This window comes from Streptomyces lacrimifluminis (genome assembly GCF_014646095.1).
In the GTDB taxonomy this organism is placed as follows: Bacteria; Actinomycetota; Actinomycetes; order Streptomycetales; family Streptomycetaceae; genus Streptomyces; species Streptomyces lacrimifluminis.
Genome location: NZ_BMMU01000001.1, coordinates 501,978 through 524,644, shown reverse-complemented (window position 1 = coordinate 524,644; position 22,667 = coordinate 501,978). Strand labels below are relative to the sequence as shown.

Genomic DNA, 22,667 nt, shown 5'->3' with positions numbered 1-22,667 from the left:
CTCGCATTCGCCATATGTCCAGGGGCTCAGTGGCCGAACGGCGGACCGGACGGCATATGTGGTTGATCGAGCTTCAACCCCTGCCTGCGATGGGCTAGTCCTGTCGGGTTGCTGTACCCCGCCGGGTCCGCTTCATGGCGAAGAAGGCCGCACCTCCAATGAATGCCAGCGCGGCCGCAGTAGCGGCCATGATGCCGGTCTCGCTGCTTGAGCCGGTCGCGGCGAGGTCTGGCGACGCCTCCTTCGACGGCTGGCCGGTGGCGGCGCTCACGGGGGCCAAGTTGACGCTCTTGGCTGTGTGGCCGGAACCGATGTGGCCCAGAGCATCGTCGAGGCCGCCTGGCAGGAAGTCGGCCCACGGGGGCTTGCCCTGGTCGTGGACGTCCTGACCGTGGCCGGGCTTGCCGTGGTCGCCCTCATCGCCCTGATCGTCGTGACCGTGGCCAGGCTTGCCGTGGTCGTCGCCGTGACCGTGGTCAGGCTTGCCGTGGTCGTCGCCGTGACCGTGCTCGCCCTCATCGCCTTCGCCGTGGTGACCGTGGTCGTGATCGTGATCGCCCGAGTCACCCTTTTCGCCCTTGTCGCCGCGAGGCCCCTTGGGCCCTGCAGGTCCGGCGGGTCCGGCGGGTCCGGCGGGTCCGGCAGGTCCAGCAGGTCCGGCGGGTCCAGCAGGTCCGGCGGGTCCAGCAGGTCCGGGGGAGCCGATGGGGCCGGCGGGGCCGGGCTTGCCGTTCGGACCAGGGGCACCGGTCGGGCCAGGAGCACCGGGCTTGCCGTTCGGACCAGGCGCACCGGGAACACCCGGGGAGCCATTCGGGCCAGCGGCACCGGGGGCACCAGTCGGGCCAGGGGCACCAGTCGGGCCAGGAGCACCAGTCGGGCCAGGGCTACCGTTCGGGCCAGGAGCACCGGCCGGACCAGGAGCACCGGGCGCACCAGGGCTACCGTTCGGGCCAGGAGCACCAGTCGGACCAGGAGCACCGGGCGCACCAGGGCTACCGTTCGGACCAGGAGCACCAGTCGGACCAGGAGCACCGGGCGCACCAGGGCTACCGTTCGGACCAGGAGCACCAGTCGGACCAGGAGCACCAGGACTACCGGTCGGACCAGGGGCGCCAGTCGGACCAGGGGCGCCAGTCGGGCCAGGAGCACCAGGAACACCCGGGGCACCTGTCGGGCCGGGAGAGCCTGTCGGGCCGGGAGAGCCCGTCGGTCCGGGAGGCCCGCTCGGTCCGGGAGGTCCAGGCGGGCCAACGGCGCAGGCCGCCCTCGTAATGGTGTTGTTGTCCAGCGTGACCGCGCCATTGCGCGCCAGAGCGCGGCCCTCGATCACGGCGCCGTTGTTCAGCGTGATGGATGTCAGGGCCAGGATGTTGCCCTTGAACTGGGAAGTCGTGTCGATGGTGGCGGAACTGCCCACCTGCCAGAACACGTTGCAGGCATTTGCTCCGTTGATGAAGGCCACGACGCTGCCCGGAGCCGTGATCAGGGTGGAGGGGATCTGGAAGATGAAGACGGCGTCGGGGTTGTTCTGGCCGTCGAGAGTGACCGTTCCGGTGATGTTCAGTGTCGACGAGGCCGTGTAGACGCCAGGCGCCAGCGTTTGTCCGCCGATGTCGGCCGAAGTGGCGGTGCCGGGTCCCCGGCTCGCCGCGTCGTTGTAGGCGATGACGAGGTCGGACTTCGCCTGAGCGGCGGCGGCGTCGGTGATGTGCTGCGTTCCGTTGACGATGCCGGGCGGAAAGCCGGTCACCGCGGTGCCCGGATGAAGCCCGAGGTCTCCGTTGATGACGGTGGGGTTCGTATTGGTGATCGTCGAGCCGGCCAGGACCGCGTAGTTGGTGGCGGTCCCCAGTCCCACGGGGGCTTCCAGGGCGCGAGCGAGGTTTGGGACCCCCAGGGTTACCGCCGCCAGGAGCGCTGCGGGGAGCAGTACGAGGGCTCCCCGTCTGAACAGATTGCGTCTAGGTCTTCTGTCGGGTGGACCCGACCGGATGACGTCCGATGCCACAGCATGACCTTTCTTGTTGCTTCGGGTCTCGGTCCCCTCAGGAGGATCCCGAGCGTCCACGACGATGGCTGTTCAGGGCCGCAAGCCCCTCCATTTGCGCCGGTGCGCAGGCTCCCCCTGCGGGGGGGGGACCGAGAGCGACTCCCTGCCCGAGAGGTAGTGATACGCCGTCATGCGGGAGTAGTCACGCATATTTCATAGTAATAGGCCGTAAATCAGAAAAAATAACCTATGCGAGTGACGTGACGTCAGGAACCGGCCGCACCCCATTGCGGCGGGCCGCCCGTGGGAGGTGTGGCGCACTTGCCGTCCTGCCGGGTGGGCGGACCGCCGCGAACCGTGACGTCGACAGCGTGTGCGACTGCGGGCCTCAAGGCCGGCGTCGGACGGGACGCGAAAGAGCCCGGCCGGGATGACTGCGGACCGGCGGGCTCTGGGCGCGTGCTGCTCTGGTCAAGGTTCTCGTCGTGCAGGTCCTCTTCGCGCAGCAGGTCGTCCTCGCGGCGACGCGCGGTCTCCTTCTGGCCCTGCTTCTGCCCCTGCTCGCGGGACGACCCGCCTGGCTGGGGGTGCGCGGGGTCTCCGGGGCGCTGGGCGCTGGTGCTCCTGCGCTTCGCGGCCCGTGCCCGGCTCCTGACGCTTGTCCTGCGTACCGCCAACCTCGACGCCGTCGCTGCCGTCGCCGCCGAACTCAACGGCCGACCACGCAAAACGCTCGACTGGGAAACCCCAGCCGAGCGTCTCTCTGAGCTCCTGGCCACAGCCAGTTGATCACATGTGTTGCAACGGCCCCTGGAATTCGCCAACTCGCCCGGGGCGCACGGCCGTTGGTTACGCGGGCTGGCCGGCGACGGCCGTACGGACCTCGGCGAGGAGGTCGTACATCGTCTGGCCGGGGCAGTCGGTCGCCAGCCAGTCGCGGTGGCCGCTGATCGCGTCGACGTCCTTCGTGACCCCGTTGACCGGGTTCACATAGGTCAGCTTGGCCTGCGGGTCCAGGCCCTTGAAGCGGGCGATCACCTTGATCAGGCGGATCAGCGAGGCCTTGGCCGCGTCCGTCGGCGGCTGGGCGACCAGGTTGCCGAGGAGGGCGATGCCGAGGTTGCCGGAGTTGAAGCCGCCGGTGTGGAAGGCGGTGACCAGCTTGCCGTCCTTGTCGAAGGCGGGGACGAGGTCGTCTCCGGAGTAGCGGCCCTCGTAGACGTTGCCCGCCTCGTCGATGAGGAAGTGGTAGCCGATGTCGCCCCAGTCCAGGGTGACCGCGTGGTACTCGTAGATGCCGCGCACGGTCGACGCCGGGTCGGGGTCGGCGTTCGGGGTGTCCGTGTGGTGGACGGTGACCGTCTGGAACGGGTAGTACACCTCGGGCGAGTTGACCTTCCCGTCCTTGTACCGCTTCGACTCGTCGGCGCCCCACGCCGGCCGCGACAGGTACTCCACCCCGCGCACCCGGGTCGGCTCGGTCGGCACCCGGAACGTCTTGCCGGCCCCGCCGGTCGTGTCGATCGCCAGCGACCGCGCCCCGCTCACGCTCACCCCGTCCGGCAGCCTCAGCTCGTACGCGGTGGCGTCCCCCGCCGCCACCAGCGCCGTGCCGCCGCCCTCGACGGTCGCGCAACCGCCGTTCAGGTCCTGCCACTTGCCGGGCGCGGAGGCACCGTCCGCGAACCTGATCCCGGCACCGTCCGCCGCGCCGCTCCAGCGCACGCCGACATACGAGATGGCGAAGGCGGCGCCCGCCTCGGCGGTGCCGGTGGCGGCCTCGGTGCGGGTGGCCGGGAACTTCTGCGGCTCGGTCCCCGCGGTACCGGACGTGCCGGACGCGCTGTCCGTCGTACCGGGGGCGGAGTCCTCACCGTTGGTGGCCGCGAAGACCACCGGGGTCAGCGCGCCGCCGACGGCGACAGCGCCCGCGGCGCCGATCACGCCGCGCCGGGTGAGGGGGACTTTCCGGCGATGGGAGGGAGCCGGAGAGGAAGAGGAAGAAGGGGGAGGTACGGACACGGAGATGCCTTCCGGAAGTGCTGGGGCAGTTGGCAACCCAAGGGGGACCCCACGCCGCACGCGCACTCTGGAATTCGGTGAACTCCTGGGACTCAGCGAAGACCTGCGACGGACGGCGAGTGCTTGAAGTTGAAAAAACCATACGCGTCACACCCGCCCCACCGCACAGGTCCAGGCCAAAGAACAGTGAATTCCCTGTGGGCGTCCGGCAATTGGGGCGGCCGGCAGGTACGCGCTGTTACAGCAGCCTGGCGCCCTGTACGGGCCCCGCGGTCACCCGTACGGCACGACAGGTACCGGACGCCGACAGCGCCCGCGCCACCTGCCGTGCGGCCTCCGCGTCCCGGGCGAGGAACGCCGTGGTCGGGCCGGAACCCGAGACCAGCGCGGTCAGCGCGCCCGCCGCGCGGCCCGCGTCGAGGGTGTCGGCGAGGGCCGGGAAGAGGGAGAGAGCGGCGGGCTGGAGGTCGTTGGAGACGGACGCGGCGAGCGCGTCGGGATCCCCCTTGGCCAGCGCGTCGAGGAGTTCCGGCGAGGCGACGGGCACGGGAACGTCACTGTCCGCGACCAGCCGGTCGAACTCCCGGAACACGGCCGGTGTCGACAGCCCGCGCTCCGCCATCGCGAACACCCAGTGGAAGGTGCCGCCGGTCTCCAGGACCGTCAGCTTCTCCCCGCGCCCGATCCCTAGCGCGGCCCCGCCCACCAGGCTGAAGGGCACATCGCTGCCCAACTCGGCACAGATGTCGAGGAGTTCGACATGCGAGGCCCCGGTCCCCCACAGCGCGTCGCAGGCGAGCAGCGCACCGGCGCCGTCGGCACTGCCGCCCGCCATCCCTCCGGCGACCGGGATGTCCTTGGCGATGTGGATGTGCACGTCGGGCGTACGGCCGTACCGCTCGGCGAGCGCTACGGCGGCACGGGCGGCGAGATTCGTACCGTCGAGGGGCACTTGGGCGGCGCCGGGCCCTTCACAGGTGATCCGGAGTTCCGCTGCCGGGGTGACGGTCACTTCGTCGAAGAGGCCGACGGCGAGGAAGACGTTGGCGAGGTCGTGGAAGCCGTCGGGGCGCGCGGCACCCACCGCGAGCTGGACGTTGACCTTGGCGGGAACCCGTACCGTCACGCTCACAGCTGCCCGGACTCCTCATCACCAGCGTGCTGTTGGACCTTGTTCTCCGCGATGCGGACGAACTCCTCGACGCTCAGGGACTCGCCGCGGGCCTGCGGGGAGACTCCGGCGGCGACGAGGGCGCTCTCTGCGGCGGCGGCCGACCCGGCCCAGCCGGCGAGCGCGGCGCGCAGCGTCTTGCGCCGCTGGGCGAAGGCGGCGTCGACGACCGCGAAGACGTCGCTCCGCGCGGCGGTCGTCTTCAGCGGCTCGGCCCGCCGGACGAGCGAGACGAGCCCGCTGTCGACGTTGGGCGCGGGCCAGAAGACGTTGCGCCCGATGGAACCGGCCCGCTTGACCTCGGCGTACCAGTTGGCCTTCACGGACGGGACGCCGTACACCTTCGACCCGGGCGGCGCGGCGAGCCGGTCGGCGACCTCCGCCTGCACCATCACGAGCGTCCGCTCGATGCTCGGGAACGTCTCCAGCATGTGCAGCAGCACGGGCACGGCGACGTTGTACGGGAGATTCGCGACCAGTGCGGTGGGCGGCGGCCCCGGCAGTTCGGTGACGCGCATCGCATCGGAGTGCACCAGCGCGAACCGGTCCGCGCGGGCGGGCATCCGGGCGGCGACGGTGGCGGGCAGCGCGCCGGCGAGCACGTCGTCGATCTCGACGGCCACGACCCGGTCGGCGGCCTCCAGCAGCGCGAGGGTGAGGGACCCGAGCCCCGGCCCGACCTCGACGACCACGTCGTCGGGCCGCACACCGGCGGTGCGCACGATACGGCGGACGGTGTTGGCGTCGATCACGAAGTTCTGCCCGCGCTGCTTGGTGGGCCTGACGCCGAGGACATCGGCCAGCTCACGGATGTCGGCGGCGCCGAACAGGGCATCGGAGGAGGCGTCGGGGACGGGGCTGGTACTCACGGGTCCAGGGTACGGGGGGTGGGAGGTGGGGGTGCGCAGGTGGGCCGGGGCCGAGAGCCGGGGGACCGTGACGTGGCAGCCGCCGGTGAGGAAGGGTTACGGGGGCAGGGCCGGTGTGGTGTGAGCTCGCGACCGGTGTAAGGGGCCGCGCCCGGGCGTCACGGGTCATGGCGTTGCCGACGGTGCCGTGGGCAGTGACTTGGGCGGGTAGCCGCGCAGGACGAGGGAGGTGGTGACCGGTCCGTAGCGGGCGAGGGAGTCCACGACCTGCTCAAGGCGTTCGGCGTGCGAACAGTGCACATCGAACAGCAGGCAGTCGTCGCCGGTCACGCGGAGGGTCGAGACGACCTCGGGAGTCCGGGCGGCGAGGGTGAGTGCTCGGGACAGCTGCGCGTGGGTGGTGCGCAGCCGGACGACGGCATGGATGTTCAGCCCCACCGCGGCCGGGGCGACGACAGCCCGGTAGCCGGTGATGATCCCGTTCTTCTCCAGGCGTTGGATACGGGCGCTGGCCGCCGGCTGGGACAGCCCGACCCGGCGTCCGACCTCGGCTCCGGTGAGTCGGCCGTCCGTCTGGAGCAGTTCCAGGATGGCGTGGTCGATCTCGTCGAGTGATTCCATCGTTGTCACCGCCACTTTCCTTGAGATCACTTGCTGTGCCCCGGTTGTCGCCGCTGATCCATCGAGAATCGCTCCGGGTGAGCCCGCGAGGCGCGGGGGACACGAATGGAAAGGCGGTGGGCGATGGTCGCGTACGTCATCATCCCCGGGATCGACGGTTCGGATGAGAGGCACTGGCAGAGCCTGTGGGAGAACCGGTGGGGAGCCTCAGCGGTCCGGATCGCCCCGGCCTCGTGGAGCACTCCGGACCTGCCGGACTGGGTGGCCGCGGTCCAGGCCGCCTACGAGATCGCCTCCGGGCGGGACAGCCAGGTGGCGTTGGTGGCCCACAGCCTTGGCTGCTGGGCCGCCGCTGAGTGGCTGGACCGGGCGCGGCCCGACGGGGCGGCGGCGTTCCTGGTCGCGCCGCCCGATCCCCGGGGACCGGCGTTCCCGCGTCAGGCCGCGTCGACGTTCCTCAACCTCACCGCTCGCCCTCTGCCGTGCCGAAGCCTCATGGTGGCCGGCGACGACGACCCCTACTGCGACCCGACGACATCCGCCTCGTTCGCGCGCGAGTGGCAGGCGCGAGGACATCTCGTCGAGAACCACGGCCACATCAATTCCGACAGCGGCCTGGGCGAGTGGCCGGCAGGGCGGACACTCCTGCGCGCGCTCGTCGGGCGGCCAGGGGGTTCCGGCCGGGCATGAGCGGGCGCGCGTCGCCGAACTCCGCCAAGGCTCACTCAAAAGATCGCCATCGGGCCGGACCTGGAGCCGGAGCCGGGCTAGAAGGTCCGTATGGAACTCACCCAGATACGCCTGTTGGTGTCCGACTTCCCCGCCGTCTACCGCTTCTACCGGGACGTGCTCGGGCTCAAGCCGCAGTTCGAAGCCGAGAGCGGCCCGTACGCCAAGCTCAGCCCCGACACCGGGCATGCCGCGATCGCGCTACAGAACCGGGCGGACATGGCCGGTGTGCTGGAGGGGCTGGGGGCGGAGCCTGCCGGACACCGCGCGCTGGTGGTGCTGCGGGTGGACGACCTGGACGCCGTCCACGCCGAACTCACCGCTCGGGGGGCGGACTTCACCCGCGCCCCCGGCCCGATGGGCGACCGGATGCGGGTCGCCTACCTGGCGGACCCGGAAGGGAACCTGGTCGAACTCCAGGAGTGGCTGGCGCCGCGCGAGCAGGGCGTGTGAGGCGTCGAAACCAGGAGGAGGAACAGCGCTGCGGCCGGCGGAAGAGCTGCTAATTTCACCACCTACATGTGTTCGATACCCGGTAGTGAAGTCGGCTGCCTCCGCCTGTCCACCATAGGAGTCGGCTTGGCACCTCGTACGGGAACCCGCTGGTACGGCGCTCTCCTGTTGACAGCCGCGTTGGCGACGGGAGCCCTCACCGGGTGCCAGACGCTCGCGGATGCCGCTTCCGCCACGGGCTGCGAGGGGACCGAGAGCCGGGTCGGCAAGCTGAAGTCGTACGACGTTCTCGACTCCCCGCCCCAAGGGGCGATCGTGCCCGAGGGCTTCGAGGACCTTGAAGCCGGCTGCTGGGAGGACAGCGGCGAGGCATGGCTGTATGCCGACCGGACCTACGTCTTCCCCGGCGACAAGGCCGACGTGACCCGGCACTACCGGGCCGCGGCGGAGCGCGAGGGCTGGCTGCCGTCGCAGGCCACCCGGCAGTCCTCGAAGGAGGACCGGCCCGCCGGCCTGTGCTTCACCCTCGGCAAGGCGGACGACACGACGATGCTGGACGTCTACTTCCTGACCGAGGAGATCCTCGACGCGGAGGAGAGCACGCCCGGGCCCGAGTTCAGCTCCGGAGCGGGCTATCGCGTAGCCGTCAGCTCCGCGGCCGACGGTTCCGCGACCAGTTGCTCGGACTGAGGCCGTGCCACGTTGTGGAAAACGACCGCGCCGACCCCGGGGGGCGCCCGTGGGGTCGGCGTCTGTCTGTCCTCCCTGTCCTCCCTGTCCTCCTTGGTACGCCGATACGGTGCGGTCACCCGGGCCGGGTCGGGTCGGCGGAGCGATCAGGGTCACCCGACCGCGACGGCCTTCTTGGGGCTGCGGGTGGCGGCACGTGCGGTGCTCGTGGCCGGGGCGGTGCGGCGCAGGCTCTTGAGGCCGATGGTGACGGCGGCGGTGGTGAGGACGCCTGCGGCCACGGCGGCGGCGAACAGCAATGGCGCGCCGATCTGATCAGCGACGAAGACACCGCCCCTGGGATAAGAGACCGTGCTGCCGAGCTGCATGACCAGGGCGCCGGTGACGGCACCGCCCGCCATGGAGGCCGGGATCACCCGCAGCGGGTCGGCGAGGGCGAAGGGGGCAGCGCCCTCGGGGATGAACGCCGCGCCGAACAGCCAGGAGACTTTGCCGTAACGCCGCTCGGCCTCGGTGAACAGGTGGCGGCGCACCACGGTGGCGAGGGTCATGGCCAGCGGGGGCACCATGCCGGCGGCCATGACGGCGGCCATGACGGTCATGTTGAACGGGGTGAACTTCGTCGGGTCGGGACCGCTCAGTAGCACCGCGCCGAAGCGGAATGCCGTCTTGGTGATCAACCCGCCGAAGTCGGCGGAGACCATCAGGCCGAGGACCAGGCCGAGAACGAGGGTGCTCTGGAATTGCACCGCGGCCATTTTGCTGTAAAGGAAGTTTGCCAGGAAGTTGAGGAGCGACCCGACGACCGCGAAGGTCACGAACGCCGTGACCACGGTGGCCAGCAGGGGGAACAGCACGGTGGTGGTGCTCTGTAGCGCCCGCGTGACGGGGATCCGCCGCAAAGCCAGGATGGCCCCACCGGCGATCACACCGGCGATCACACCGCCCAGGACACCGCCCTCGACAATGATGACGGCGACGCCGCCGAGGAAGCCGGGGATGGCCGCCGAGCGGTCTGCCGTGCTGTACGCGACGTAGGCCGCGATGACCGGGGGGAGGGACATCATCGTGGTGAGACCGGTGCTATACAGCATCGCGGCCCACTTCTGGGGCTCAGTCCAGTCGCCGTTGCTCATGGCCGTCGGGGCCCACTCACTGACGTCAGGGCCGCTGATGGCGAAGCTGAGGACGATCAGCCCGGCGGCGAGCGCGATGACGGCGCCGAGGTAGGGGGTGCCGGATACCAGACACCTGCTGAGTCTGTTGCCGGCGGGTCGGCCCCGCACGTCACCCCCGTCCATGGGTGCAGCCGGGTTGGTGGTGCGGTTAGTGGTGCGGTTACGGGGATGAGACACGGTGAAGCTCCAGGTGTGCGCGCCGCCCCCGGGACGGGGCGGTGGGAGGGAACGATGCGATGGGCCGGTGTGAGGTCGGCATCCGCGGCCCGCCCCGCCGGGAGAGCGGGGCGGGCGCAGCCGTGCGGGTGGGGGGCCGCTTCTCGAAGCATGTCCTGGTGTCGGTGTCGGCCGCCCAGGAGGCGGCCGACACCCTCAGGGGCCTGCGGCAGAGTCTGCCGGGGCTGTTCCCGGTGGCCTACTCCCAGTGCTTCACGAGGTCGAGGCGCGCCGCGTCGAGCTCCGGGCCGATCTTCACACCGATCATCTTCCAACAGCCACACTCGCCCCAGATGCGGGCTGAGTGAGTGCCGACGATGGTTGCAAACGCGCCGTACTGGTCCGTGTAGTAGACGGGGGCGCCGGAGTCACCTGGCTCGGTAGCCCTGCCCCACTGCCATCCCCACGGCTGGGCTGTCCCTCCCTGGTCGTAGGTGAACCCACTGTTTCCGCCAATCCAGGTTCCCTGATTGGACTGCGGGTAATAGTTGTAATTGGTTTCCCTGACGGGGTGGCCGCAGTGGTTGAGCGTCACGGCACCGCTCACACACACTTGCAGGCCGGGCCAGACGTTGCTGCCTCCACTGACCCCCATGAAGCTGGTACTCGCTTGGTAGCCCCCGGTCCAGATGTGGCCACCGTACGAGGCACCACCGAGGAGTTCCATGTCGAGGCTGTCCCACCGCGCTTCCACAGCGCCGAAATAGGGGCCCGGAGAATTATCGGAGTAGCGATGGAGGAAAACATCGCCTTCCTTGCCGCAGTGCCCCGCGGTCATCATTTTCCTTGCACCCGTGAAGACGTTCTTGACGGTGACTCCTGCGGTGCAGCCCGCCCAGGGACCTATGGTTTGATTGACGATCGAAGCTCCGCCGGAGAAGGGCGACCAGTCGTTGAACCGACTTCTCTGGGACTCGAATCGGGTCCGGTGCACCCTGATCTTGCCCGGGTTGGCGTCGAGCAGCGACTGCGTCACGGATGCCGGAGCGTCGGTGTCGACCTTGATCTTGTCCTGCTCCGCGTCATAGGCGAAGCCGAAGGCGTACTTGCCTGCGTCTGCGTGCCACTTTTTCGCCGAGAGCGTCTTCTCGGTCTTGTCCAACCCCTCCTTGGTGAACCGGCTGATCTTGACCGTGACGTCCATGCCGACCGGGATCGCCGCGACGAGCTTGCTCTTCTCGGCGGCGGACGTTCCCGCGGGCAGCGAGACCACCTGCTTGGAGGAATCTCCAAGGGCGCCGGCGAGGGAATGGTACTTCTTGGCGGCCTTGTCGAGTTGCTTCCACTGCTCCTGGCTCGGCCCCTTCGAGAAGGTCGCGGAGGAGGAAGAGGCCACCGCTGAGGAGGCGGGTACTGCCAGCGTCACCATCATGGCGACGGTGCTTGCGGCGACCACTCCGGCGAAACGCTTAGATCTCTTTTTCAGTTTCAACGTGCGTCCTTTCGGAAAGGTGGACCAGCGAATGGGATCCACCACGGTTTTCCCGGAGAAGGGTTTTTTCGGTCGACTCCGGATCGGCCGGTTCGGTCCTTCCTCCACTGGAGGCGGTCGGGCCGGCGGCGAATCCGTGCGCATTTCCTGCTTCCTTCCGCCACGCATGGGAGCGCTCCCGTGCGTTCGGTGATGAATAGGCATATTCGCCCTTGGGGTTGATTGCGTGGGTGGGTCAAAAACGATTTCCTCGCGGGATCACCCGGAGTGGACGGGTTTCCCGGCCGCGCTGTTCCGCCTCCCGCGCGGCGACGCACGCCGGTACCGGAGGCACAGAAGGGAGGAAAGTCGTGCGGGGGTAACTGCGTGTCCCACTGATCGCGACAGGTCGAGGCTCCTGGGACGTGCGCGGTCAGCGAGGAACGGCCCTGTTCCCTGCGGACGGGTAGCGCGGGTGACTTCGTGCGGCGCCCATGCCGCGGTGGTGATGTCGCCCGCAGGCGGCGGGGTGGCGTTCCGTGTCAGCTGCGGCCGTCGGCCGTCAACCGCCGCAGGCGCGCTGTCGAGCAGGGGGCGGACTGTCGTGTCGGCACGCGGGCCGTGTTCGACGGAGGTGGTTCTGCAGCGGAGCCGGACACCGTGGCCCCTCCTGTGTGGTTCATGTGAGGACTGTCGCCGCGGGGGTTCCGTCCCGGCAATGGGTACTTCTACCCATTGCCTACCCAGTGCTTGCCCAGTGAGCGCCTGTGTCGACGACACCCCATTCGCCCATAGCGGCGGCAGGGCGAGCGGCGGCGCCACCGCCCTCGTCAGGGATCGGGGCGGCCGCACGAGGCCGTCCAGGCCGCCGCATTCCGCGCAGGTGACAAGGTGCTGTTGAGTCGACCTGACTCCTCCTGATGGCCGGTGATGCCCCCCGCACAGGTCCAGCAGGGAAGACGACAACCGCGATTACCCGCACTCATAGAGGAACCGGGTGAAGGTGAGCCGCTGGACGGTCTGAGAGGTCAGCGGTTTCGTAGGCATGGCCAGGCCTCGGCTCTGCCAGTCGTTGCGGGTCACGTACGGGATCTTGAGGTCACGAGCAGCCCCGTGGCAGGCTCATGCCGCATGACCGATGACTTCGCGAAGGACAACCTGCACGGGAGACTGCGGCGGGACCGCAACGCGCTGCTCTGGAAACTCGACGGCTTGTCCGAATACGACGCCCGCCGGCCTTTGACAGCGACCGGGACCAACCTCCTCGGCCTGGTCAAACACGTGGCCACCGTCGAGGCCAGGTACTTCGGCGAGGTCTTCGACCGTCCTTCCCCGGAACCGCTGTCCCGGTGGCAGGACTACGACGGCAGCGATCTGTGGGCGGCCGAGGACGAGACCCGCGATCAGATCATCGGGTTCTACCGGCGCACGTGGGAACACTCGGACGCGACGATCAACGAGCTTCCCCTCGACGCCCCCGGCCACGTGCCGTGGTGGCCGAAGCCTTGTCCCAACACGAACCTGTTCGCCGTCATGGTCCATGTCCTCGGCGAGTCCAACCGGCATACCGGGCACGCCGACATCCTGCGCGAGGGCCTCGACGGCCGGACCGGATTGCGCGCCGAACACGAGAAGCAGATCGACGAGGAGGCCCGTGCGGCCTACTGCGCGAAGATCGAGCAGGCCGCCAGATCGGCCGCACCGGTCAAGGCGTAGGGCAACGCCGTGACTCTTCAGGTGAGCGTGGAAGACCCCTGGGCCGGAACCACTCCTACCTCGCCCCGGACCTCGACGGTGTGACACCGGGACTCGCAGGGTGCGGAAGCGGCTTTACCGGGTGGGCGACTTGACGGACTCGATGAAGATGGCGAAGGCGCCGCTCGGGAAGGTGAGGGTCGCTCGGGCCGGGACCTTTGAATCGCGGACGGCTATGCGGGTGTGCGAGTTGGCGATCTCCACACAGCCGTTGCCATCGCCGCCGCCGGAGTAGGACGACTTCCGCCAGGCAGTAGGGGCGGTCACTGGAGTTGGGCCGTGGGCGACTTGAGGGCCTCTACGAAGGGTGCGAAGGCGCCGACCGGGAAGGTGAGGGTCGCTCGGGCCGGGGTCTTGGAGTCGCGGACGGCTATGCGGGTGGGCGTGTTGGCGATCTCCACGCAGGCGTTGCCATCGCCGCTCCCGGAGTAGGAAGACTTCCGCCAGTTGTCGGGGGTGGTCACCGGACGCCTCACAGTTCCTTGGCCAGCCTGTGGATGAAGTCACGCGACCGTTCGGGGGCGAGCGACACCGCCTCCACTCTACGGAAGAGCGTTCGAAAGACTCCCAGTTGGGCTTCCGAGTCGATGAAGAGCGCGCCATGAGGGCCGTCGCGCACAACGGTGTCCAGCCTCGGGACAACGCCTCCGGCGTACACCATGTCGGCTGTGATGTCGGCGAAGGCCTCCAGCGCGAAGGGGATGACCCGCACGGTGACGTGGTCCGCTTCGGAGAGTTCCAGGATTCGGGCCAGTTGAGCCCGCGAGGTGGCACGACCGCCGACCTTGATCCGCAACGCTGCCTCGTGGACCAGCGCTTCGTACGGGATCGGCTGCGCCTCCTCGATGACGGCTCGCCGCTGCATTCGGTGGCGTACGCGCAACTCAAGCTCGCTTTCCGGCAGTTCCGGAACGCGGCACGAGAAGACTGCACGAGAGTAGTCCTCGACCTGGAGGAGGCCAGGGACATGCAGGAAGTCCACGTCCCATCGGTGGGTCGCATGGTGTTCCAACTCGGACAGGTCGAGGAACGATGTGGGCAGCAGCCCTCGGTACTCCTCCCACCAACCGCGTGTTCGGTCGGTCGCCATCATCGCCAAGGCGTTGACGAGCACCTCGTCTGTACACGCGTAGTGGGCGGCGAGTCGGCGCAGGCGCTGCTCACTCACGCCGGATACGCCGGACTCGATTTGGCTGATCTGGACAGAGTTGACGCCGAGCAGGGCCGCTGATTCACGGGCGCTGAGGCCTGCCGCCTCGCGGAGCCTGCGCAATTCGACCGCCAGGCGCATCTGCCGCGCTGTTGGTTCGCGCTTGGTCCCCATCGACTGCTCCTTGGCTCAACGCACGTGCGAGTGCGACTCGTTCGGGGGTCAGATTACGCGACCAGCTTGCCGATTCTTAAATCTAAGGTCTACCGTCGGTGATGCGACGCACACTCTGCGGAACGCCGGGGCCCCGGAAGCGCACCACTCCGTCCTGCCACGACGGCTGCGGCATGCCACCGCCCAACCGACCGCATCCCACATCCCCGCACCCCCGAACGGGAGTTGACGCATGCCCGAAACCGAGACAGACACCCAGCCCGAGCCCCAGCCCCAGCCCGAGTCCTGGGAGTACTCCCTCTACATCCCCAACGACCTCCGTGCCGTGACCGTCAGCCGCCGCACCCTCCGGCTGATCCTCACCATGCACGGACTGATCGGCCTCGTCGACACCGCCGAACTCCTCGCCACCGAGCTGGTTTCCAACGCCGTACGGCACACCAAGGGCCCCGCCGCCCTACGCGTCCGCTGGTCCGCCGGCGTCCTGCGCATCGGAGCCTGGGACGCCGACCCCCAACCACCCCAGCCGCCGCAGGAGTTGGACCGGATCATCGACTCGGAGGACGGGCGCGGGCTCGGCATGGTGCGGGCCTGTTCCGATCTCTGGGGGTGGCAGCCGCTGTCCCGATTCGGGAACCGGGGCAAGTTCGTCTGGTGCGAACTCGCCGCCGGTGTCAGCGCCTGCGCCTAGCCGAGCCCCGAAAAAGGACGGGCTCAGCCGTGCAACCGCCCCCCACAATGCGGCCAAGGCCCCGCCCCCCGCTGCACATACAGCCTCTTCGCGCGGAACGTCTGCTCCGTGGCCGTCGCGTCCTGGGGGCGCCCGGAGCCGCCCAGGCTCTGCCAGGTCTGGGTGTCGAACTGGTAGAGGCCGCCGTAGGTCCCCGACGGGTCCACCGCGTTCGGGCGGCCCCCCGACTCGCAGGCCGCCAGCGAACCCCAGTCCAGGTGGTCCGCCCCCTGCACTGAGGTCGGCAGGGGTTTCGAACCCACCCGCACCAACTGGGCCCGAGGTTCGCGCACCACCTCCGTGCGCACCCGGCGTGGCTTCTGCTTGACGCCGTTGACCGAGCGCAGGGCGAAGGTGACCCGGCGCAGACCCGGGCGGCCCGCCTGGTCGACGACCTCCGTGCCCTTGAACAGGGACGCGTCCTGGGTGCGCCGCACGTCGTAGGGGATCAGCTCCTCGCGCACCTCCTTCGAGCCCGTGATCCGCAGCACCGTCACGGTCTGGCCGTCGCGCGGAAAGCTCGCGGCGGCCACCGAGAGGGTGTCCTCGCCCCGGAGCGTGATCCCGGCCGCCTCCACCGCCTCGCCGACCGTCGCCGCGTTCGTACGGATCGTGCGGGCCCGGCCGTCCGCCATGATCGTCACCGTGCGCTCGGTGCGGACGTCGATGGTCAGCCCCTGGCGCCCGATTTTCCGGGAGCGCGCGAGCGACAGATACGCGCCCTCGACACGCACCCCGAACTCCGCGAGCGCTGCCTCCACCGTGTGTGCCGTCGTCCACACCTCGCGCTGTTCACCGTCCAGAGTGATCCGTACGGGTCGCCCGTAGTGGACGCGCACCTCGTCGCCGCTGGCCAGTTCGGTGCCCGGCGCGGGGGCCACCACGTCGTGGGCGCCGACCGCGACCCCCTCGTCGGCCAGCAGTTCGGTCACGTCGTCGGCGAAGGTGTGCAGGGTGCGCGGCTTGCCGTCGACGTTCAGTTCGATCGCCTTGTCCTTGGCGACGAAGGCCGTCGTACCGCCCGCCAGGAACGCCACGACCAGCGCCTGCGGCAGCAATCGCCGGAAGTCGGGTCGTTCGGAGCCCTTGCGGCGCCTGGCCGCCCGTCCCTCGCGGACCCGCCCGCCGGCCACCTGCTGCTGCCGGGGCAGTGTGGGCGACATCGGCGGCGCGGGGGGCTCCGGTGGCGCCGAGGGCTCATAGGCGGGCCTGTACGTGTCCTCGTACGGCACGCCGTACGGCACCCCGTACGCCACCGTCTCGGCGGTGTACGGGTCGTACCCCCCGTAGGGCGAGGGCGGCTGTGGCCCGCTGACGGGGCTGTACGTCTCGTACGGCGAACTGCTCACGACGACACGCTCCAGGTTCCGGCGACGGGCACCAGAACCTAGCGGAGCCGTCGTCACTCTCCAAAGCGACGCGACTACGGAGCGTCAACGCACGTCAGTACGCGTCAGTAATCGAAGGCACGTGCGGTGTTCGCCGAGATGGCCGCCGCCAGGCTGTCCTCGTCGATGCCCCGCACCTCGGCCATCGCCCGCAGGGTGACCGGGATGAGGTAGGGAGCGTTGGGGCGGCCCCGGTACGGCGCCGGGGTGAGGAAGGGCGCGTCCGTCTCCACGAGGACCAGCTCCAGGGGGGCCACCGCGAGCGCGTCGCGCAGGGGCTGGGCGTTCTTGAACGTCATGTTGCCGGCGAAGGACATGAAGTAGCCGTTCGCGGCGCAGACTTCGGCCATTTCGGCGTCGCCGGAGTAGCAGTGGAAGACGGTCCGCTCGGGGGCGCCCTCCTCCTTCAGGACCCGCAGGACGTCGGCGTGCGCGTCCCGGTCGTGGATGACCAGCGCCTTGCCGTGCCGCTTGGCGATCTCGACGTGCGCCCGGAAGGACCGCTCCTGGGCCGCCTTGCCCTCGGGTCCGGTACGGAAGTAGTCCAGTCCCGTCTCACCGACGCCCTTGACCTGCGGAAGCCCGGCCAGTCGGTCGATCTCCGCGAGCGCCTCGTCGAGGGCCGCGTCGCCGCCGGGTACGCGCGCGCCCTGCCGGGACCAGCCGTCGGGGTCGCCGTGGACGATGCGGGGGGCCTCGTTCGGGTGCAGGGCGACGGTCGCGTGCACGCTCTCGTACGTGGCCGCCGTCTCGGCCGCCCACCGGGAGCCCTTGATGTCGCAGCCGACCTGGACGACCGTCGTCACCCCGACCGACGCGGCCTTGGCGAGGCCTTCCGCGACCGTGCCGGACTGCATGTCGAGGTGGGTGTGGGAATCGGCGACCGCCACCCGAAGGGGTTCGGGCAGCGGCGGCGCGTCGACGGCTTGGGACTTGGCAGACATACCCCGATCCTACGAAAGGACCGTGGGACGGGGGCATGCCTGCCCTGCCCGGGGGAGCCAGGGGGAGCTAGCTCGCCCTGCGGTGGAACGGGTGGAGGAGATCCGAGAGGTGCCAGTGATGGTCCGCCTTCGGCTCCCCCAGCTTCCCCGGCTCCCCCGGCTCCCCGGAAGCCGCGTCGGCCGCCGGTGCCGCCTTCGGGGCCGAACGCTGCCGGTGCATCGAGTTCTGCACCGACGACACCTGTCCCGCCCGCATGATGCGGACGACATGGCCGTCGCAGTTCTGGCAGGTGGGCCGGGTGAGCGGCGACGGCACGACCTGGCCGTCCGCCACGTACATCACCATCTCGGCGCCGTTGCCGTCGATGTGGTGCTCGATCTCGTACGACTGTTCCCAGCCGTGCCCGCAGCGCATGCAGGCGAAGGAATACGACTCGTGAACGACGGCGGTGGCCGTGCTGCGGTGGCCGGTGATCTGGCTCATGCCAGCTCCTCTTGTCCGCTGGACAAAGGACGGATGCGTCCCTGTGAACCAGTGGACGCCTCCGCCGACGTGAAGGCATCCGACCTGTCGACTGTTGAAGGCGTCTTGGCCATTCCTTGTGGGAACAGCCCGGATCCGAGGGCTGTGCTTTGCCGTTCGCCGTACTCCTTTACCGGCCTATGGCGTGACCGGCGTCGCATTGCGCGAACCGGCCGTGCCCTCCGCGTTCTTCGCGGCCACCACCGCGTCGAACACCTCCCGCTTGGGCAGCCCCACCTCCGCCGCGACAGCCGCGATGGCCTCCTTGCGCCGCTCCCCCGCCTCCTCGCGCACCCGCACCCGCCGCACCAGTTCCTCGGCCCCGAGCTCCCCGCCGTCCCTCTCCGGGGCGCCCTCGACGACGACGGTGATCTCACCCCGTACGCCCGCCTCGGCCCACTCCGCCAGCTCGGCCAGCGGACCGCGCCTGACCTCCTCGTACGTCTTCGTCAACTCCCGGCAGACGGCGGCCCGTCGGTCCGAGCCGAACACCTCGGACATGGCGGCGAGGGTGTCGTCGAGGCGGTGCGGGGCCTCGAAGTAGACGAGGGTGCGGCGTTCCTCCGCCACTTCGCGCAGCCGGGAGAGGCGCTCGCCGGCCTTTCGCGGCAGGAAACCCTCGAAGCAGAACCGGTCGACGGGCAGCCCGGAGAGCGCGAGCGCGGTGAGCACGGCGGACGGGCCGGGTACGGCCGTCACCCTGATGTCCTTCTCCACGGCGGCGGCGACCAGCCGGTACCCCGGGTCGGACACCGACGGCATGCCCGCGTCCGTCACCAGCAGCACCCGCGAACCGCCGAGCAGCGCCTCGACCAGCTCGGGGGTGCGCGCGGCCTCGTTGCCCTCGAAGTACGACACCACCCGGCCCTTGGGCTGCACACCGAGTGCCTGGGTGAGCCGGCGCAGCCGCCGGGTGTCCTCGGCCGCGATGACGTCGGCGCCCGCCAGTTCCGCCGCGAGCCGGGGCGGCGCGTCCGTGATGTCGCCGATGGGCGTGCCTGCCAAAACCAAGGTTCCTGTCACGTTTCCATCCTCGCAGGGCCCTTCCGCGGGACGCACACAGCGCTGTTCCCTACGATGGCGCGGTGACCAGTACCGCGCCCTCAACGGACACCCGGCAAAGCGCCCCCTCGCCAGAGCAGCGCCCGTCGTGGCAGCAGCGGCTGCGCCGATACGGATACACGGCGAAGCCGAGAAGCGATGTCCGGGACCGGCTGGTGCCGCCGTACACCGAGCCGAACCCCCGCCTGTGGGCGACCCTCGGGCTGCCGCCGACCCTCACCGACCGGATCGCGCGCTGGTCCGGCTGGGGCGGCCCGCTGCTGGTGACGCTGCTGGCGGGCGTGCTGCGCTTCTGGGACCTGGGCAATCCGAAGCGGGTGATGTTCGACGAGACGTACTACGCGAAGGACGCGTGGGGCATCATCCACCGCGGCTTCGAGGTCAACTGGGACAAGGACGTCAACAACCTGATCCTGAGGACCGACGGGCATGTGGCGATCCCGACGGATCCGGCCTATGTCGTGCATCCGCCCGTCGGCAAGTACGTCATCGGGCTCGGCGAATGGATGTTCGGGTTCAACCCGTTCGGCTGGCGCTTCATGACGGCGCTGCTGGGCACGCTGTCGATCCTGATCCTGTGCCGGGTCGGCCGCCGCATCTTCCGCTCCACCTTCCTGGGCTGCCTGGCGGGCGCGCTGATGGCGGTGGACGGCCTGGCCTTCGTGATGAGCCGCACCTCGCTGCTCGACGGCGTCCTGCAGTTCTTCGTCCTCGCCGCCTTCGGCTGCCTGGTCGTCGACCGCGACAAGGCCCGCGAACGACTGGCGGCGGCGCTCCCACCGGACGCGGACGGGTTCGTACGACCGGACGCGCACATCGCCGAGACGACCCGCTTCGGCGTGCGCCCCTGGCGCTGGCTCGCGGGTCTGATGCTGGGCCTGGCCATCGGCACGAAGTGGAACGGCCTGTACATCCTGGCCGCGTTCTGTGTGCTGGCGGTGCTGTGGGACGTCGGCTCCCGCAAGGTCGCCGGCGCCCGTCACCCGTACGAGGCGGTCCTCAAGCGCGACCTGGGCTGGGCGTTCCTGGCCACGGTCCCGGTCGCCGTCGTCACGTACGTGCTCTCCTGGACGGCCTGGATCCTCTCCCCCTCGGACGGCACCGGCGGCTACTACCGCAACTGGGCGGCCACCGAGGGCAAGGGCAGCAGCTGGTCGTGGCTGTTCCCGGACTGGTGGCGCAGCCTCTGGCACTACGAGCACGCGGTCTACGAGTTCCATGTGGGCCTGCACACCCCGCACAACTACCAGTCGAACCCGTGGAGCTGGCTGGTCCTGGGCCGCCCGGTCTCGTTCTTCTACGAGTCCCCCCAACCCGGCGAGGGCGGCTGCCCCGCCAACGCCGGAGAGCAGTGCGCCCGCGAGGTCCTGGCCCTGGGCACGCCCCTCCTGTGGTGGGCGGCCTGCTTCGCGGTCCTGTACGTCCTCTACCGCTGGCTGCTGCGGCGCGACTGGCGGGCGGGCGCCATCGCCTGCGGTATCGCGGCGGGCTACGCCCCCTGGTTCATGTACCAGGAGCGCACGATCTTCTTCTTCTACGCGATCGTCTTCCTGCCCTTCCTCTGCCTGGCCGTGGCGATGATGATCGGCGCGATCGTCGGCCCACCGGGGTCGAACGAACGCCGCCGGGTCGCGGGAGCGGCGGGCGCGGGCGTGCTGGTGCTGCTGATCGCGTGGAACTTCATCTATTTCTGGCCGCTGTACACCGGGACGGCGATTCCCATCGATTCCTGGCGTTCACGTATGTGGCTGGATACCTGGGTCTAGTCACTCTTCGGACAAGAGTTGGGACAAGAGAAGAAACACCCCCCGCATCGGCCCCTCGGGCCACTTAAGGTGCAGTGGCCAACGGGGAGGGGAACACCCATGCGTAAGGGAGCCAAGGCCGCCGTCGTCGGGACCGTGTTCACGGTGATGGTCGTGGGGGCCGGGTACGGCGCGTTCAACATCGTGTCCGCGCTGAGCGAGGACAGCGGTGCGGAGAGCGTGAAGACGGGGCCGCCGTCGAAGGACGAGATCGCGGAGACCAGCGACAAGTTCTTCACGGCCTGGGAGAAGGGGCAGGCGCGGGCCGCCGCCGACCTCACCGACAACGCCGCCCCGGCGGCCACACTGATCGGCGACTACAGGGCGACCGCGCACATCACCGGCGTGAAGATCACCCCCGGAACGGCCACCGGAGCCACCGTGCCCTTCTCGGTGAAGGCCACGGTGTCCTTCCAGGGCAAGAGCAAGCCGCTCGCCTACACCAGCAGCCTGACGATCGTCCGGGGTACGACGACCGGGCGGGCGCTGGTCGACTGGAAGCCGTCGGTCCTCCATCCCGGCCTCGAGGCCGTCGGGGACGCGCTGGTCACCGGGGAGGCCGCGAGCCCGCCGATCGAGGCCGTGGACCGGGACGGCAAGGTCCTGACGAAGGAGAAGTACCCGTCCCTCGGGCCGATCCTGGACACCCTGCGGGCGCGCTACGGCGACAAGGCGGGCGGTACTCCGGGCATCGAGCTGATGGTGCGGCACGCCAACACCGACATCGCCGACACCTCGCTGGTGACCCTCGCCGAGGGCACCCCGGGCAAGCTGGAGACGACGCTGAGCGCGAGCGCGCAGGCCGCCGCCGAGCAGGCGGTGCGGAAGTTCTCCGAGTCGTCCGTGGTCGCCGTACAGCCGAGCACCGGTGAGGTGCTGGCGGTCGCCAACCACCGCGGGGACCAGTTCAACGCGGCCTTCGAGGGCACACTGGCGCCGGGTTCCACGATGAAGATCGTGACGGCGGCGATGCTGATCGACAACGGCGTGACGTCGATGAACGGCCCGGCGCCCTGCCCGCCGACCGCGGTCTGGAAGAGCCAGACCTTCAACAACCTCAAGGGCATGGCACCGAACGAGAACGCCACCCTCGCCAACGACTTCCTGCGCTCCTGCAACACCGGTTTCATCAAGCTGATCGACGGCACCGAGGCGAACCCGCTCACGGACGAGTCGCTGACGACCGAGGCCCAGGAGCGGTTCGGGCTCGGGCAGGACAACTGGAAGACCGGGATCACCTCCTTCGACGGCAGCGTCCCCGCCTCCGGCGGCCCGGACCGCGCGGCCAACGCGATCGGCCAGGGCCAGGTCCAGATGAGCCCGCTGAACATGGCGTCGGTCACGGCGACGGCGATCACCGGCGAGTTCCGGCAGCCGTACCTCGTCTCGCCGGACCTGGACAACCGCCGGCTGGCGACGGCGAAGGGCCTCCCGTCGAGCACGTCCGCGCAGCTCAAGGAGATGATGCGGATGACGGCCGCGCAGGGCACCGCGGCGGCGGCCATGGCCGGGCTGAGCGGGGACATCGGGGCGAAGACGGGGTCCGCCGAGGTGGACGGACAGACCAGGTCCAACAGCTGGTTCACCGGGTTCCGGGGTGACATCGCGGCGGCGGCCATGACCCAGGAGGGCGGCCACGGCGGCGACGCGGCCGGGCCGATTGTCGCAGCCGTGCTACGGACCGGCGGCTGAACTCACCCGCACAGGACGGGACTCTAGGCTGGTCGTTGTCGTTGGGATGGATGAGGGCAACGGGGACCCTGGGGATTTCGCGGAGGATCGG

At 69.8% G+C, this 22,667-nt stretch carries 22 protein-coding genes and 1 pseudogene; 7 read left to right on the top strand and 16 right to left on the bottom strand.

The window, feature by feature from the left end; translation table 11 throughout:
• Window positions 1–94 precede the first annotated feature (94 nt).
• The 7 genes and pseudogenes from IEY89_RS41640 to IEY89_RS02420 form a co-directional block, all read right to left on the bottom strand.
• The gene (locus IEY89_RS41640) at window positions 95–271 is read right to left on the bottom strand and encodes an LAETG motif-containing sortase-dependent surface protein (RefSeq protein ID WP_308437415.1); all 177 of its coding nucleotides are present in this window, start codon (window positions 269–271) and stop codon (window positions 95–97) included.
• Window positions 268–1,161 (bottom strand): hypothetical protein, encoded by an 894-nt coding sequence (locus IEY89_RS40350; RefSeq protein WP_229695037.1) that lies wholly within the window; start codon window positions 1,159–1,161, stop codon window positions 268–270. Before IEY89_RS40350 ends, IEY89_RS41640 begins: the two co-directional genes overlap by 4 nt.
• A gap of 169 nt (window positions 1,162–1,330) precedes the next feature.
• A pseudogene (locus IEY89_RS40345) lies at window positions 1,331–1,861 on the bottom strand (ice-binding family protein); the annotation flags it as partial.
• 981 nt (window positions 1,862–2,842) lie between these two features.
• On the bottom strand, window positions 2,843–3,937 hold the full coding sequence (locus IEY89_RS02435; RefSeq protein WP_189145517.1) for a peptidoglycan recognition protein family protein: 1,095 nt from the start codon (window positions 3,935–3,937) through the stop codon (window positions 2,843–2,845).
• 316 nt (window positions 3,938–4,253) lie between these two features.
• Window positions 4,254–5,147, bottom strand: coding sequence for a 4-(cytidine 5'-diphospho)-2-C-methyl-D-erythritol kinase (locus IEY89_RS02430; protein ID WP_189145516.1), 894 nt, complete (start codon window positions 5,145–5,147; stop codon window positions 4,254–4,256).
• Window positions 5,144–6,055, bottom strand: coding sequence for a 16S rRNA (adenine(1518)-N(6)/adenine(1519)-N(6))-dimethyltransferase RsmA (gene rsmA, locus IEY89_RS02425; protein ID WP_189145515.1), 912 nt, complete (start codon window positions 6,053–6,055; stop codon window positions 5,144–5,146). Before rsmA ends, IEY89_RS02430 begins: the two co-directional genes overlap by 4 nt.
• A gap of 165 nt (window positions 6,056–6,220) precedes the next feature.
• On the bottom strand, window positions 6,221–6,676 hold the full coding sequence (locus tag IEY89_RS02420; RefSeq protein WP_189145693.1) for an Lrp/AsnC family transcriptional regulator: 456 nt from the start codon (window positions 6,674–6,676) through the stop codon (window positions 6,221–6,223).
• Between the two features lie 123 nt (window positions 6,677–6,799).
• Between IEY89_RS02420 and IEY89_RS02415 the strand changes: the two genes are divergently transcribed.
• The 3 genes from IEY89_RS02415 (at window position 6,800) to IEY89_RS02405 (ending at window position 8,548) form a co-directional block, all read left to right on the top strand.
• Window positions 6,800–7,366, top strand: coding sequence for an RBBP9/YdeN family alpha/beta hydrolase (locus IEY89_RS02415; RefSeq protein ID WP_189145514.1), 567 nt, complete (start codon window positions 6,800–6,802; stop codon window positions 7,364–7,366).
• Between the two features lie 90 nt (window positions 7,367–7,456).
• Window positions 7,457–7,858, top strand: a complete 402-nt coding sequence (locus tag IEY89_RS02410; RefSeq protein WP_189145513.1) for a VOC family protein — start codon at window positions 7,457–7,459, stop codon at window positions 7,856–7,858.
• Window positions 7,859–7,984: 126 nt separating this feature from the next.
• Window positions 7,985–8,548: a hypothetical protein gene (locus IEY89_RS02405; protein ID WP_189145512.1), complete on the top strand. Its 564-nt coding sequence runs from the start codon at window positions 7,985–7,987 to the stop codon at window positions 8,546–8,548.
• Window positions 8,549–8,700: 152 nt separating this feature from the next.
• Here IEY89_RS02405 and IEY89_RS02400 read toward each other — a convergent pair whose 3' ends face one another.
• A complete protein-coding gene (locus IEY89_RS02400; RefSeq protein WP_229695011.1) occupies window positions 8,701–9,903 on the bottom strand; it encodes a PTS fructose transporter subunit IIC in 1,203 nt (400 codons plus the stop codon).
• Between the two features lie 238 nt (window positions 9,904–10,141).
• The gene (locus IEY89_RS02395) at window positions 10,142–11,518 is read right to left on the bottom strand and encodes a chymotrypsin family serine protease (RefSeq protein WP_189145511.1); all 1,377 of its coding nucleotides are present in this window, start codon (window positions 11,516–11,518) and stop codon (window positions 10,142–10,144) included.
• A 966-nt stretch (window positions 11,519–12,484) separates the two neighbouring features.
• Between IEY89_RS02395 and IEY89_RS02390 the strand changes: the two genes are divergently transcribed.
• Window positions 12,485–13,069: a DinB family protein gene (locus IEY89_RS02390; RefSeq protein ID WP_189145510.1), complete on the top strand. Its 585-nt coding sequence runs from the start codon at window positions 12,485–12,487 to the stop codon at window positions 13,067–13,069.
• A gap of 114 nt (window positions 13,070–13,183) precedes the next feature.
• Here the strand turns inward: IEY89_RS02390 and IEY89_RS02385 are convergent, their stop codons facing one another.
• Genes IEY89_RS02385 through IEY89_RS02375 form a run of 3 tightly spaced genes read right to left on the bottom strand, consistent with a single transcriptional unit; the run spans window position 13,184 to window position 14,432 of the window.
• Window positions 13,184–13,375 carry a DUF397 domain-containing protein gene (locus tag IEY89_RS02385; RefSeq protein ID WP_189145509.1) on the bottom strand — a complete coding sequence of 64 codons (192 nt, stop codon included), beginning with the start codon at window positions 13,373–13,375 and terminating at the stop codon, window positions 13,184–13,186.
• Complete coding sequence (locus IEY89_RS02380) at window positions 13,372–13,572, bottom strand: DUF397 domain-containing protein (protein ID WP_189145508.1); 201 nt, start codon at window positions 13,570–13,572, stop codon at window positions 13,372–13,374. The genes IEY89_RS02385 and IEY89_RS02380 overlap by 4 nt, the downstream gene beginning before the upstream one ends.
• Window positions 13,573–13,580: 8 nt before the next feature.
• A complete protein-coding gene (locus tag IEY89_RS02375) occupies window positions 13,581–14,432 on the bottom strand; it encodes a helix-turn-helix domain-containing protein (RefSeq protein ID WP_189145507.1) in 852 nt (283 codons plus the stop codon).
• A 232-nt stretch (window positions 14,433–14,664) separates the two neighbouring features.
• Between IEY89_RS02375 and IEY89_RS02370 the strand changes: the two genes are divergently transcribed.
• The gene (locus tag IEY89_RS02370; RefSeq protein WP_189145506.1) at window positions 14,665–15,123 is read left to right on the top strand and encodes an ATP-binding protein; all 459 of its coding nucleotides are present in this window, start codon (window positions 14,665–14,667) and stop codon (window positions 15,121–15,123) included.
• Between the two features lie 23 nt (window positions 15,124–15,146).
• Here the strand turns inward: IEY89_RS02370 and IEY89_RS02365 are convergent, their stop codons facing one another.
• From IEY89_RS02365 to rsmI, 4 genes are all read right to left on the bottom strand, one after another.
• Window positions 15,147–16,511: a resuscitation-promoting factor gene (locus tag IEY89_RS02365; RefSeq protein ID WP_189145505.1), complete on the bottom strand. Its 1,365-nt coding sequence runs from the start codon at window positions 16,509–16,511 to the stop codon at window positions 15,147–15,149.
• 104 nt (window positions 16,512–16,615) lie between these two features.
• Complete coding sequence (locus IEY89_RS02360) at window positions 16,616–17,494, bottom strand: TatD family hydrolase (protein WP_189145504.1); 879 nt, start codon at window positions 17,492–17,494, stop codon at window positions 16,616–16,618.
• Between the two features lie 67 nt (window positions 17,495–17,561).
• The gene (locus IEY89_RS02355; RefSeq protein WP_189145503.1) at window positions 17,562–17,978 is read right to left on the bottom strand and encodes a hypothetical protein; all 417 of its coding nucleotides are present in this window, start codon (window positions 17,976–17,978) and stop codon (window positions 17,562–17,564) included.
• A 177-nt stretch (window positions 17,979–18,155) separates the two neighbouring features.
• Window positions 18,156–19,040 carry a 16S rRNA (cytidine(1402)-2'-O)-methyltransferase gene (gene rsmI / locus IEY89_RS02350; protein WP_189145502.1) on the bottom strand — a complete coding sequence of 295 codons (885 nt, stop codon included), beginning with the start codon at window positions 19,038–19,040 and terminating at the stop codon, window positions 18,156–18,158.
• A gap of 62 nt (window positions 19,041–19,102) precedes the next feature.
• Between rsmI and IEY89_RS02345 the strand changes: the two genes are divergently transcribed.
• Together IEY89_RS02345 and IEY89_RS02340 are read left to right on the top strand one after the other, a co-directional pair.
• Window positions 19,103–20,845, top strand: a complete 1,743-nt coding sequence (locus IEY89_RS02345) for a dolichyl-phosphate-mannose--protein mannosyltransferase (RefSeq protein WP_189145501.1) — start codon at window positions 19,103–19,105, stop codon at window positions 20,843–20,845.
• Window positions 20,846–20,944: 99 nt separating this feature from the next.
• A complete protein-coding gene (locus tag IEY89_RS02340; protein WP_189145500.1) occupies window positions 20,945–22,576 on the top strand; it encodes a penicillin-binding transpeptidase domain-containing protein in 1,632 nt (543 codons plus the stop codon).
• Window positions 22,577–22,667: the final 91 nt, after the last annotated feature.